General features: G+C 66.8%; 9 protein-coding genes. 2 read left to right on the top strand and 7 right to left on the bottom strand.

Features of this window, described 5'->3' with window-relative positions; genetic code table 11:
• Nucleotides 1–23: 23 nt before the first annotated feature.
• The gene (typA, locus tag ASE34_RS06860; protein ID WP_053095568.1) at nt 24–1,937 is read right to left on the bottom strand and encodes a translational GTPase TypA; all 1,914 of its coding nucleotides are present in this window, start codon (nt 1,935–1,937) and stop codon (nt 24–26) included.
• 138 nt (nt 1,938–2,075) lie between these two features.
• Here typA and ASE34_RS06855 point away from each other — a divergent pair, with 138 nt between their 5' ends.
• Both ASE34_RS06855 and ASE34_RS06850 read left to right on the top strand, forming a co-directional pair.
• On the top strand, nt 2,076–3,146 hold the full coding sequence (locus ASE34_RS06855) for a hypothetical protein (RefSeq protein ID WP_157538134.1): 1,071 nt from the start codon (nt 2,076–2,078) through the stop codon (nt 3,144–3,146).
• A 34-nt stretch (nt 3,147–3,180) separates the two neighbouring features.
• The gene (locus ASE34_RS06850) at nt 3,181–3,963 is read left to right on the top strand and encodes a CPBP family intramembrane glutamic endopeptidase (protein ID WP_056278052.1); all 783 of its coding nucleotides are present in this window, start codon (nt 3,181–3,183) and stop codon (nt 3,961–3,963) included.
• A 14-nt stretch (nt 3,964–3,977) separates the two neighbouring features.
• On the opposite strand, the gene ASE34_RS06845 is transcribed toward ASE34_RS06850, so the two are convergent.
• The 6 genes from ASE34_RS06845 to gcvP all read right to left on the bottom strand — a co-directional run bounded on the left by ASE34_RS06845 (nt 3,978) and on the right by gcvP (nt 12,870).
• Nucleotides 3,978–4,538: a hypothetical protein gene (locus ASE34_RS06845; protein WP_056278049.1), complete on the bottom strand. Its 561-nt coding sequence runs from the start codon at nt 4,536–4,538 to the stop codon at nt 3,978–3,980.
• Nucleotides 4,539–4,540: 2 nt separating this feature from the next.
• Complete coding sequence (locus tag ASE34_RS06840) at nt 4,541–6,214, bottom strand: dipeptide ABC transporter ATP-binding protein (protein ID WP_053095566.1); 1,674 nt, start codon at nt 6,212–6,214, stop codon at nt 4,541–4,543.
• Nucleotides 6,211–7,155, bottom strand: a complete 945-nt coding sequence (locus tag ASE34_RS06835; protein WP_053095565.1) for an ABC transporter permease — start codon at nt 7,153–7,155, stop codon at nt 6,211–6,213. The genes ASE34_RS06840 and ASE34_RS06835 overlap by 4 nt, the downstream gene beginning before the upstream one ends.
• The gene (locus ASE34_RS06830; protein ID WP_053095564.1) at nt 7,148–8,074 is read right to left on the bottom strand and encodes an ABC transporter permease; all 927 of its coding nucleotides are present in this window, start codon (nt 8,072–8,074) and stop codon (nt 7,148–7,150) included. Before ASE34_RS06830 ends, ASE34_RS06835 begins: the two co-directional genes overlap by 8 nt.
• 101 nt (nt 8,075–8,175) lie before the next feature.
• Nucleotides 8,176–9,813, bottom strand: coding sequence for a peptide ABC transporter substrate-binding protein (locus tag ASE34_RS06825; RefSeq protein ID WP_150115049.1), 1,638 nt, complete (start codon nt 9,811–9,813; stop codon nt 8,176–8,178).
• A 225-nt stretch (nt 9,814–10,038) separates the two neighbouring features.
• Nucleotides 10,039–12,870, bottom strand: a complete 2,832-nt coding sequence (gene gcvP / locus ASE34_RS06820; protein WP_056279008.1) for an aminomethyl-transferring glycine dehydrogenase — start codon at nt 12,868–12,870, stop codon at nt 10,039–10,041.
• Nucleotides 12,871–12,877: the final 7 nt, after the last annotated feature.

The following is a 12,877-nucleotide window of genomic DNA, read 5'->3' as shown; positions in this document are numbered from 1 at the left end:
GGGCCCCTTCTCTCAGACGATTCTCAGACGTTCGCGTCCTGGCGCTTCAGGCGAGCGGTCTCACGCGCACGAGTGTTCGCGTCGAGATTCACCTTGCGGATGCGGACGACCTCGGGCGTGACCTCGACGCATTCGTCGTCACGGGCGAACTCGAGGCTCTCCTCGAGCGTCAGCTGGCGCGGGGGCGTCATCGACTCGAAGGTGTCGGAGCTCGCCGCACGCATGTTGGTGAGCTTCTTCTCCTTCGTGATGTTGACGTCCATGTCGTCGGCGCGGGAGTTCTCGCCGATGACCATGCCCTCGTAGACCTCCTGCGTGGGCTGCACGAAGAACGACATGCGCTCCTGCAGGGCGATCATCGCGAACGGAGTCACGACGCCCTGACGGTCGGCCACGATCGAGCCGTTCTGACGGGTCGTGATGGAACCGGCCCACGGCTCGTAGCCGTGCGAGATCGCGTTCGCGATGCCGGTGCCTCGGGTCGTCGTGAGGAACTCGCTGCGGAACCCGATGAGACCGCGCGACGGGACGATGAACTCCATGCGCACCCAGCCGGTGCCGTGGTTCGTCATGTTCTCCATGCGGCCCTTGCGGTTCGCCAGAAGCTGCGTGATCGCGCCGAGGTGCTCCTCCGGCGTGTCGATCGTGAGGTGCTCGAACGGCTCGTACGTCTTGCCGTCGATCTTCTTCGTGACCACCTGCGGCTTGCCGACGGTGAGCTCGAAGCCCTCACGGCGCATGTTCTCGACGAGGATGGCCAGCGCCAGCTCTCCGCGGCCCTGCACCTCCCAGGCGTCCGGGCGTCCGATGTCGACGACCTTGAGCGAGACGTTGCCGATCAGCTCCTTGTCGAGACGGTCCTTGACCATGCGAGCGGTGAGCTTGTGACCCTTGACCTTGCCCATGAGCGGCGAGGTGTTGGTGCCGATCGTCATCGAGATGGCCGGGTCGTCGACGGTGATCGCGGGAAGCGGCCGGACATCCTCGGGGTCGGCGATCGTCTCGCCGATCGTGATGTTCTCGAAGCCGGCGATGGCGACGATGTCGCCCGGGCCCGCCGAATCGGCCGGGTAGCGCTCGAGCGCCCGCGTCTTGAGCAGCTCGGTGATGCGTGCGTTCTGGTGCGTGCCGTCAGCGCGGACCCAGGCGACCGTCTGGCCCTTCTTCAGCGTGCCGTTGAAGACGCGCAGCAGAGCGAGACGACCGAGGAAGGGGCTGGAGTCGAGGTTGGTGACCCAGGCCTGCAGCGGGTGCTCGTCGTCGTAGGCGGGAGCGGGGACGTGCTCGAGGATCGCCTCGAACAGCGGCTCGAGGTCGTCGTTGTCGGGCAGCGATCCGTCGGCGGGGCGGTTCTGCGAGGCCGCGCCGGCACGGCCGGACGCGTAGACGACGGGAACGTCGAGCAGGGCGTCGACATCGAGGTCGGGCACGTCGTCGACGAGGTCGGACGCGAGGCCGAGCAGCAGGTCGTGGGCCTCTTCCTCGACCTCGGCGATACGAGCGTCGGGACGGTCGGTCTTGTTGACCAGGAGGATGACGGGCAGCTTGGCCTCGAGAGCCTTGCGCAGCACGAAACGGGTCTGCGGGAGCGGGCCCTCGCTGGCGTCGACGAGCAGCACGACGCCGTCGACCATCGACAGGCCGCGCTCGACCTCACCACCGAAGTCGGCGTGGCCGGGGGTGTCGATCACGTTGATCGTGATCTCCTTGCCCTGAGCATGCTTGCCCTTGTAGGTGATCGCCGTGTTCTTGGCGAGGATCGTGATGCCCTTCTCGCGCTCGAGGTCGTTCGAGTCCATCGCGCGCTCATCGACGTGGGCGTGTTCGCCGAACGAGCCGGTCTGACGCAGCATGGCGTCGACGAGAGTGGTCTTGCCGTGGTCGACGTGCGCGACGATTGCGACGTTGCGGAGGTCAGAGCGAAGGGCGTGCGCCATGCAGATGTCCTAAAGAGTGTGGGGTTTTGCCGAGAAGCCGACGTTCCAGACTATCGTATTCGGGCGAGTCGTTCCTGAACGGCGAAGTACGACCTCGACCGTCGCGCCGATGCGAGGGCTGTGCGATACCGTGGCCGCATGAGCGGCCACATGCACGACACCGACCTGGCCGCCGTGCAGAATCCTGCGACGCCACCCGCTCTGCTCGCAGAGATAGCCGCACGCCGGGGAGATCTGCATTCGCTCCTACTGCATCACCCCGCCTGCTACCCGCAGCTGCGCGAGTGGATACTCGCAGTCAATCCCGCGATCCGAGCGGCGATGGCTGCTCCAGCTCCAGCCCCTGTTCCGCGGCGAGGAAGGGGCGGGCTGTGCGCGCTCCTCGGTTGCGGTGGAATCGCTCTGCTGGGCTTCGCCCTCGTCGTGGTGCTCGTCGTCGCAGGGCTGTTTGCGTCCTCTTCGTCGCCGGAGCAGCCGGCAGCACAGGGAACCGGCTCCCGCTCCGAGTCGCTGGCGGCGTTCGATGCGGAGCGGAGCAGGTTCTATGAGCTCTATGCACAGATCGAGGCGAACCCGGTGGCTCCCCTGGTCGCGGACCTCATGACGTTCCGACGCCTGGAGGCGTCGATCTCGCAGCCCCCTGTCACCGACGCGTCGGTCGCTGACCATGCGAGCGAAGCCAAGGCCATCCGGCAGAGCCTCGAGCAGCGGATCGCCGACGCCGCCGCGCGACGAGCGAACGTCTCCGGTTCGGTCAGCGAGGCGATCGTCGACGAAGCCGGCCAGGGATTCATCGACATCGCATGGAACGCGGACACCGAGTGCGGGACCCCCGGAGAACCGGATGACGGAAGTGTGACGATCGGCTGCATCTCCGAGGAAACGCTGACGGTTCACCTTCTGCCTGAAGACCAGCTCGGCGGCGACACCGCCATCCGTCTGGTCGTTCTGCACGAGCTCTCGCACCTCTACATGCGAGCCGACAGCGATGCGAACGGGGCCGAGCTGGGGTCATCTGGCGTCCTCGTCGAGCAGGGGCACTTTCAGGGGAACAGCGAGGTGTTCGCCGACTGCTACGCACTGACCTATCTGGATCTGTGGACCCTGACCTTCGACGGTCGCGACTACGGCTACGACTACATCTGCACAGCCGAAGAGCGACAGCTCATGCGCACGTGGGCTGTCGAAGTGCACGCGCCCATGCCATAGCAGTGCCAGCCGCGCGAGTACGATCGGTGATGCCATGAGCCTCCCCTCGAACGCCCCATCCCCGAGAGCACGCCTGTGGTGGGAGATCGCGATCGTCCTCGCGCTCGGCCTCGGGCAGTCCGCGGTGTACGCGATCGTGCAGCTGGCCTACCGACTCACCGACGAGACGCCTCTCGCCGATCAGACGGCCGCGCTCAATCCGTCCCGCAGCGATCGGGAGATCTTCGACCTGATCTATCAGGTCCTCTCGATCGGATTCTCGATCGTCCCGGTGCTGCTCGTCTGCTTCCTGCTCTGGCAGTCGTCGAGGCCGCACCTCGGCAGGCTCGGCCTCGACGGGACCCGCGTGGGTGCCGACATCGGGCGGGGCGCACTGCTCGTCGCGGCGATCGGCATCCCGGGGATCGGGCTCTACCTGGCCGGAAGAGCCATGGGGATCTTCGTCGCGGTCGACCCCTCGGGCCAGGGCGCCCACTGGTGGACCGTGCCGATCCTCCTTCTCGCGGCAGCCCGTGCATCGCTCCAGGAGGAGTTCGTGGTGCTGGGATATCTGTTCGCCCGTCTGAAGCAGCTCGGGTGGGGCCCGTGGACCATCATCCTGACGACGTCACTGCTGCGCGCGAGCTACCACCTCTACCAGGGGCCCGGCGCCTTCATCGGCAACTTCGCGATGGGCCTGCTGTTCGGCTGGCTGTTCCAGCGCAGTGGCCGGCTGATGCCGTTCCTGGTGGCGCACTTCCTGATCGACGCGACCGTGTTCGTCGGCTACCCGTGGGCTGCGGCGACCTGGCCGGCGCTGTTCGGGCTGCCCGGCTGAGAGCCGAGGCGGGGTCAGCCGTTCGCGATCAGGATCGACGCCACGGCCCAGAGTACGATGACACCGAGGGCGATGAGCGCCCGATAGTCCCACGTGCGGCGGATCGGCGCGTCCGCACCGGAGAGAGCCGCCTGCCAGCGGTCACGGACGTCGGTGAGGTCGCGGAGCGCGACGGGGGCCTTGGCCTCGTCGTCGCCGGTCGCGCGTCGCACGGGCCGCGCTCGAGCCGGCCCTCCGTAGCTCGACAGGTCGGTGCCGTCGTCGAGCGAGAAGACAAGCTGCCAGCGCAGGTCGACGTCGCGCACGCGGCTCCAGCCGAACGAGGCGCGACGCAGCATGTTCTGCACCATCGCTCCCTGGTCGTCGATGCGGACGACCGAGACGAACGCGATCTCGTAGACCACCCAGAGTCCGAGCAGCACCCAGGGTGCGAGCAGGAGCATCTGGCCCCAGCCGGCGCGTACGACGGCGTCGCCGAGCAGGAAGATCGCGAGCAGCGAGCACAGCACGAGGGAGACAGGCCCGGAGGCCGCACGGAAAGTCCGTGCGGCCTCCGGTCGAGGGTCGATGCTCACTCTCAGTGACCGCCGAGGGTGATGGTCGCCCCGGGGATCGCCTTGAGCAGACGATCGGTGTACTCCTGCTGGGGATTCGCGAAGATCTCGTCGACAGTGCCCTGCTCGACGATCTTGCCCTTCTCCATGACGCACACCAGATCGCTCGACACTCGGACGACCGCGAGGTCGTGAGTGATGAACAGGTAGGTGAGCCCCAGCTCCGACTGGAGCTCGGCCAGCAGCTGCAGCACCTGATCCTGCACCAGCACGTCGAGCGCCGACACCGCCTCGTCGAGGACGATGATGTCGGGCTTGAGCGCGAGAGCGCGTGCGATCGCGACACGCTGACGCTGACCGCCCGAGAGCTCGTTCGGATACCGGGTCGCGAGGACGCGCGGAAGCGAGACCTGGTCGAGCAACTCCTCGACCCGCTCGCGCTGCGAGGCGCGATCGCCGACGCCGTGGATCTGCATCGGCTCGGCGATCGTGTTGCCGATGTTGCGCAGTGGATCGAGCGAGCCGTACGGGTCCTGGAAGACCGGCTGCATGCGCCGACGCAGACCGAACGCCTGCGCATTCGACAGCCTCGACACATCCTGCCCGTCGATCTCGATGGTTCCGCTGGTCGGCTCTTCGAGCTTCAGCACCATCTTGGCGACCGTGGACTTGCCAGAGCCCGACTCGCCCACGAGCGCGAGCGTCTTGCCGCGAGGGATCTCGAAGGACACGTCGTCGACAGCGCGGAACGCTTCACTGCGGAAGTTCCCCTGGCGGATCCGGTAGTCCTTCGTGAGTCCGGCGACGCGCACCGTCGGCGGGATGTCGGCGAGGTCGTCGAGCGTCTCGATCCCCCGGTCCTCCACCACCGCCTGGATGCGCTGCGATGCGACGCTGGGCGCCGCGGCGACCAGTCGCTTCGTGTACGGGTGCTGCGGGTTCTCGAGGATCTCGCGGCTGGGACCGGACTCGACGATGTTGCCGCCGTTCATCACGATGATCTTGTCCGCACGCTCGGCTGCGAGACCGAGATCGTGCGTGATCAGGAGCACAGAGGTGCCCTTGTCACGGGTGAGCGACGCCATGTGGTCGAGGATCACGCGCTGCACAGTGACGTCGAGAGCCGAGGTCGGCTCGTCGGCGATGAGCAGCTTGGGGTCGGCCGCGAGGCCCATCCCGATCAGCGCGCGCTGGCGCATGCCTCCCGAGAACTGGTGCGGGAACTGGTGCAGACGCTTCTCGGCGTCGGCGAGTCCGGCCTGCTGCAGCACCTCGACGGTGCGCGCCTTGGCCGCATCGCGCCCCTGGGCGATGCCGTTCGCACGGATCGCCTCCTTCACCTGGAAGCCGATACTCCAGACGGGGTTGAGGTTCGACATCGGGTCCTGCGGCACGAAGCCGATGTCCCGGCCTCGGACGGCCTCGATCTCGCGACGGTTGAGCGTCGTGAGCTCGCGTCCCTCGAGGGTGATCGATCCCGCGGTGACCTGGCCGGTGCCGGGCAGCAGGTTCACGATGGCCGTGGCCGTCGTGGACTTGCCCGAGCCCGACTCGCCCACGATCGCGACGGTCTCTCCGGGCATGACGTCGAAGCTCACTCCGTGGAGCACTTCGCGCAGACCCTCCTGCGTGCGGAACGCGACGCTCAGGTCGCGGATGCTCAGCAGCGGGACCTGTTCGGTGATTCGCTCGCTCATCGGCGTGCCCTCGCCTTCGGGTCGAGGGCGTCTCGGATGAGCTCGCCCAGGGTGACGAACGCCAGCACCGCGAGGGTGAGAGCGATCGACGGATAGATGAGCGCCATCGGCGCGACACGCAGCGATGCCTGAGCCTTCGCGATGTCATTTCCCCACGACATCACGTCGCTGCCGAGACCCACCCCGAGGAACGAGAGCGTCGCTTCCGCGACGATCGCGGCGGCGAGGCCGAGCGTCGAGACGACGAGCAGCGGAGCGATGGCGTTCGGGACCACGTGGTTCAGGAGGATCTTGAACTTCGACTGACCGAGCGCCTGCGACGCCATCACGAAGTCCGCCTGACGCACACGGAGCACCTCGGCCCGCACGACGCGAGCCGTGGACGCCCAGGCGAACGCTCCGATGGCGAACGCGAGCGTCCACACCGAACGGGAATCCCGGAACACGGTCATCACGACGACGGCCGCGAGGATGTACGGGATGGCGAAGAAGATGTCGCCGATGCGCGAGAGCACCGAGTCGAGCCATCCGCCGTAGAAGCCCGCGAGAGCTCCCATGATCAGGCCGAGAACGGACGAGATCAGCGTCGCGATGAGGCCGACGGCCAGCGACGTCTGAGCACCCCAGACGATGCGCGCATAGATGTCGCAGCCCTGGAACGTGAACCCGAGCGGGTGTCCGTCCGTCGGACCGCCGTTGCTGTTCGATAGCTGGCAGTCGTTGTTCGGCGGCGTCGCGGTGAACAGAGTCGGCCACAGCGCCATCACGAGGAAGAACAGCGCGAGGACGACCGAGAACCAGAACAGCGGACGACGACGCAGGTCGAACCAGGCGTCACGCCAGAGGTTGCTGGGCTTGTCCGAGATCCGAACGGCGTCGACCGCGATCGACTCCGTCTCGATCGGAGCGACGTAGTGCTTCTGAGATGTGGGATCAGGCATAGCGAATCCTCGGGTCGAGCAGACCGTAGAGCAGGTCGATGAGAAGGTTCACCAACACGTACAGGATGACGAACACGGTCACGAACGAGACGACCGTGGGTCCCTCGCCGCGCTGGATCGCCTGGAAGAGCGTGTTTCCCACACCGGGGACGTTGAAGATGCCCTCGGTGACGGTGGCGCCCACGAGCAGCACGCCGAAGTTCGTGGCGGAGTTCGTGATCACCGGGATCAGGGAGTTGCGCAGCACGTGCACGGGCAGCACGCGATTGCGCGAGAGCCCCTTGCTGTACGCCGTGCGCACCCAGTCCTGGTTCAGGGTCTCGATGACCGAGCTGCGCATGAGACGCATGCTCACCGCATAGAGGCTGAAACCGAGCACGATCGCCGGCAGCCACAACCCGCCCCAGTCGTTGTCCGCACCCACCGTGGGCTTGAACCAGCCGAGCTGGATCGCGAGGAAGTACTGCGCGAGGAACGCCACCACGAAGATCGGGATCGCGATCGCGACCAGCGCCACGACGAGCGAGACGTTGTCGAACAGCTTGCCCTTGCGCAGCGCCGAGATGGTGCCGATGACGATGGCGAGCACGAACTCGATGGCGATGGCCATGACTGCGAGTCGGCCGGTGACAGGAAGCGTGGCGGCGAGCACAGCCGAGACCGGGCGGCCCGAGTAGGTCGTGCCCAGGTCGCCCTGGAAGACGCCGGTGATGTAGTACCAGTACTGCACGATGAACGGCTGGTCCAGGTGGTACTGCGCGCGCAGCTGCTCGACGACCGCCGGGTTGGGCGTCTTGTCGCCGAACAGGGCGAGGATCGGGTCGCCGGGCATGGCGAACACGAGGAAGTAAATGAGCAGGGTGGCTCCGAAGAAGACCGGGATCACCTGCAGGAGACGTCTCAGAATGTAACCGAGCATCCGCTTGTCCCTTCTTGAGGGGAAAGAAAGCTACGTGAACACAAGCCTGTGAGGCGGTGACGAAGAATCGTCACCGCCTCACAGGTGAAGTGCCGTCAGACTTACTCGCCGGCCTTCGTGATCTCGTAGTACAGCGGAACCGAGTTCCAGCCGAACGTGACGTTGTCGACGTTCTCGCTGAAGCCACCGGTCACGTTCGAGTACCACAGCGGGATCGCGGGAAGGTCCTGGAACAGGACCTCCTGCGCCTTGGTGAAGTCCTCGATCTGAGCCTCGGCGTCGGGGTTGCTGATGCCGGCGGAGATGAGCTCGTCGAACTCGGGGTTCGTGTAGTCACCGTCGTTGGAGCCTGCGCCGGTGGCGTAGAGCGGTCCGAGGAAGTTGTACAGACCCGGGTAGTCGGCCTGCCAGCCCGAGCGCGCAGCCGTGGTGATGGTGCGGTCGTTGATCTTCGTGCGAAGGTCCTGGAAGGTCGGGTACGGGTCACCCGATGCCTCGATGCCGAGCGTGTTCTTGATGCTGTTGCTCACCGCGTCGACCCAGGCGTCGTGGCCGCCGTCGGAGTTGTACGCGATCTTGAACTCGCCGTCCCACGGTGCGATGGCGTCGGCCTCAGCCCACAGCTCCTTCGCCTTCTCGGGGTCGAAGTCGAGGACCTCGCTGCCGGGAACCGAGTCGGACCAGCCGTCGATGACCGGAGAGGTGAAGTCGGATGCCGGGGTGCGGGTGCCCGAGAAGATCGTCTCGGTGATCTCCTCGCGGTTGATCGCCATCGACAGCGCCTGACGACGCAGCTGGCCCTCTTCGCCGCTGAAGTGCGGGAGGAACTGGCCGATGGTGAAGGACTGGAACACAGCGGAGGGCTGGTTCACAGCACGGTCGCCGAGCTCGTCGGTGAAGACCGGGAGCGAGTTCGTCGGGATCGCGTCGATGACGTCGACCTCGTTCGACAGCAGGTCGGCGTATGCGGCCTCCTGCGTGGCGTAGAACTTGATGGTCAGACCGCCGTTGGCGGCCTGACGGCCACCGTCGTAGTCGTCGTTGCGGACGAGGTCGATCTGGACGTCGTGCTGCCACGCGTCTTCGCCGTCGATCATGTACGGACCGTTGCCGATCGGGTTCTGACCGAACGCTTCCATGTCCTCGAACGCGACGTCGGGGAGCGGGTAGAAGGCCGAGTAGCCGAGACGCAGAGCGAAGTCGGATGCCGGCTTGTTCAGCGCGATCGTGAAGGTGTAGTCATCGACCTGCTTGAGACCCGTGAGCTCGGAGTCGGTGTCGTAGCTGAAGCCCTCGATGTCCTCGAAGAAGTAGCTGGAGAGGTGAGCGTTCGACGCCTTGGCGCCCTCGTTCCACGCCTTGATGAAGTTGTCGGCGGTGACTTCTTCACCGTCGGTGAAGGTCAGGCCTTCCTTGATCTTGACGGTGAGGTTCTGCGGGTCCTCCGTGGTGATCTCCTCAGCCACGTCGTTGACGGGCTTGCCGTCGGCGTCGTAGTAGATCAGACCGGCGAAGATCTCGTCGAGGATCTTTCCGCCGCCCACCTCGTTGGTGTTGGTGGGGATCAGCGGGTTCTCGGGCTCCGAGCCGTTCGTGGTGATGATGGCGTCGGCGTCGGTGTTCGCACCGGAGCCGCCGTCGCCTTCATTGCCGCTTCCACCGCTCGCGCAGCCCGCGAGCGCCAGGGCGCCGATCGCGAACAGCGCAGTGCCCGCAAGGGCGATCTTGTTGCGCTTCACTTTGTGTCCTCCTGTGGACGGGTATTCATCAGACTGCGCGCTCATCGTCGAACGCGTAGGGATAGTTGACTGTAACCCGCGGTTTCGCGGACGCTGCTCTCGGCTAATGAACCGTTACTGAGTGGTGACCAACTGAAACATCCCCGAAACACGCGGAAATGCACGGAAACGAGTGACGGCGTCGTGTCCGCATGGACACGACGCCGTCACCCCTCAGGATTCGGTTCAGGCGAACGCCTCGATCGGCGGGCAGGCGCACACGAGGTTGCGGTCACCGTACGCCTGGTCGATGCGGCGCACGGGCGGCCAGTACTTGCCTGCCACCAGAGCGTGCACCGGATAGGCGGCGTCTTCACGGCTGTAGGCGTGCTCCCACTCCCCCGCGATCAGCGAGACTGCCGTGTGCGGAGCGTTGACGAGAGGGTTGTCGTCCGCGGGCCAGCGCCCGGCGGCGACGGCATCCGCTTCGGCCTTGATCATGATCATGGCCTCGATGAACCGCTCGATCTCGCCGAGGTCCTCGGACTCGGTGGGTTCCACCATCAGAGTCCCCGCGACCGGGAACGACATGGTCGGTGCGTGGAAGCCGAAGTCGATCAGTCGCTTGGCGACGTCGTCGACGGTGATCCCGGTCTCCTCGCGAAGCGGACGCAGGTCGAGGATGCACTCGTGCGCCACCCGGCCGTCCTCCCCCGCGTACAGCACGGGGAAGTGCTCGCCCAGGCGCGCGGCGATGTAGTTCGCGGACAGCACCGCGGCCGCGGTCGCGTGACGGAGGCCGTCGGCGCCCATCATCCGCACATAGGACCACGAGATCGGCAGAATGCCCGCAGATCCGTACGGTGCCGCCGACACCGCGCCGCCTTCGAAGACGAATCCGCCCGCATGCTCCGCCCGCTGCGCGAGCGGGTGCGACGGCAGGTGGGCCGCGAGGTGCGCCTTGGCTGCGACGGGGCCCACACCGGGGCCGCCGCCGCCGTGCGGGATCGCGAACGTCTTGTGCAGGTTGAGGTGCGAGACGTCGCCGCCGAGATCGCCGAACCGGGCGTAGCCGAGCAGCGCGTTGAGGTTCGCACCGTCCACGTACACCTGGCCGCCGGCGTCGTGCACCGCGGTCGTGATCTCGACCACGTCCTGCTCGTACACACCATGCGTCGACGGGTAGGTGATCATCAGCGCCGAGAGCTCGTCGGCGTGCGCCGCGATCTTCGCCCGCAGGTCGTCGAGGTCGACGTTCCCGAGCTCATCGCACGCCACGACGACGACCTTCATTCCGGCGAGCACTGCGGAGGCCGCGTTGGTGCCGTGCGCGGACGACGGGATCAGGCACACCGTGCGCTGCGTGTCGCCGTTCGCGAGGTGGTATCCGCGGATGGCGAGGAGGCCGGCCAGCTCGCCCTGCGACCCGGCGTTCGGCTGCAGCGAGACGGCGTCGTACCCCGTGACCTCGGCGAGCCACGCTTCGAGCTGCGTGATCATGTCGAGATACCCCGCGACATCGGATGCCGGCGCGAACGGGTGGATGCCCGCGAACTCCGGCCACGTGATCGATGCCATCTCGGTCGCCGCGTTGAGCTTCATCGTGCAGGACCCGAGCGGGATCATGCCGCGGTCGAGCGCATAGTCACGATCGGCGAGGCTCTTGAGATAGCGCATCATCGCCGTCTCGCTGCGGTGCGCGTGGAAGACGGGGTGTGTGAGGTACTCGTCCTGACGGAGCAGATCGCCGGGGAGGCCGCCCTGCGAACCGGAGCCGAAGAATCCGAATGCGCGCTCCCGGGCACCGCCGAAGACCTGAGCGACCTGATGGAGCTCGGCGACCGTCGTGGTCTCGTCGATCGAGATGCCGATCGTGTCGGCATCCGCGGCGTGCAGCAGGATGCCGAAACCGTGATGGGCCTGCTCCACGAACTCGGCAGCGCGCCCCGGCACCCGCACCTGGAGGGTGTCGAAGAACGAGTCGTGCACGACGTCCGCACCCGCATCGGCGAGCCAGTCGCGCAGCATCGCGGTCTTGGCCGCGACCTCCCGGGCGATCGCCTTCAGTCCATCGGGACCGTGGTAGACGGCGTACATCGACGCCATCACGGCGAGCAGCACCTGAGCGGTGCAGATGTTGCTCGTCGCCTTCTCGCGGCGGATGTGCTGCTCGCGGGTCTGCAGCGACAGCCGATACGCCGGCTTGCCGTCGGCATCGACAGAGACGCCGACGAGACGGCCGGGCAGCTGACGTTCGAGCCCTGCGCGCACAGCCATGTAGCCCGCGTGCGGGCCTCCGAAGCCGATCGGCACGCCGAAGCGCTGCGTCGTCCCGACCGCGACATCGGCCCCGAGCGAGCCGGGCGACGCGATGAGGGTGAGCGCGAGGAGGTCGGCCGCGACGACGGCGAGCCCGCCCGCGAGGTGCGCCGCATCGATCACGGCCGCCGGGTTCCAGACTCGCCCGGAGGCCCCCGGGTACTGCACGAAGACGCCGAACAGCTCGGCGGGCAGCTCTTCACCCGCCGCGAAGTCGACGGACACCAGTTCGATGCCCACGGCCTCGGCACGGGTCTCGAGCAGTGCCTTCGTCTGCGGGAACGCGTCGGCGTCGACGGCGAAGACGTTCGACGCCTTCTTCGACGCGCGGCGCGCCAGCAGCATCCCCTCGACCACAGCGGTCGATTCGTCGAGCATCGACGCGTTCGCTGTGGTCAGGCCGGTCAGTTCGGCGACCATCGTCTGGAAGTTGATGAGTGCTTCGAGGCGACCCTGCGAGATCTCGGGCTGGTACGGCGTGTACGCGGTGTACCACGACGGATTCTCGAGCACGTTGCGCTGGATCACCTGAGGGGTGATCGTGCCGTAGTACCCGAGACCGATCATCGGCCGGTTCACCGTGTTGCGGGACGCGAGCGCGCGCAGCTCGGCGAGCGCCTCGGTCTCGCTCGCTGCGCGCGGGATCACGGACTCCGTGGAGGCGGGGGTGAAGATCGAAGCGGGCACGGCCTGACGCATCAGCGCCTCGACCGGGCTCCAGTCCTCGAGCTTCGACTCGACGCCCAGGGTGTCGAGCATCTGGCGC

This window comes from Microbacterium sp. Root280D1 (assembly GCF_001428975.1).
Lineage (GTDB): Bacteria > Actinomycetota > Actinomycetes > Actinomycetales > Microbacteriaceae > Microbacterium.
Note: the sequence above shows the minus strand (reverse complement) of the source record. Positions and strands in the feature narration are given on the sequence as shown.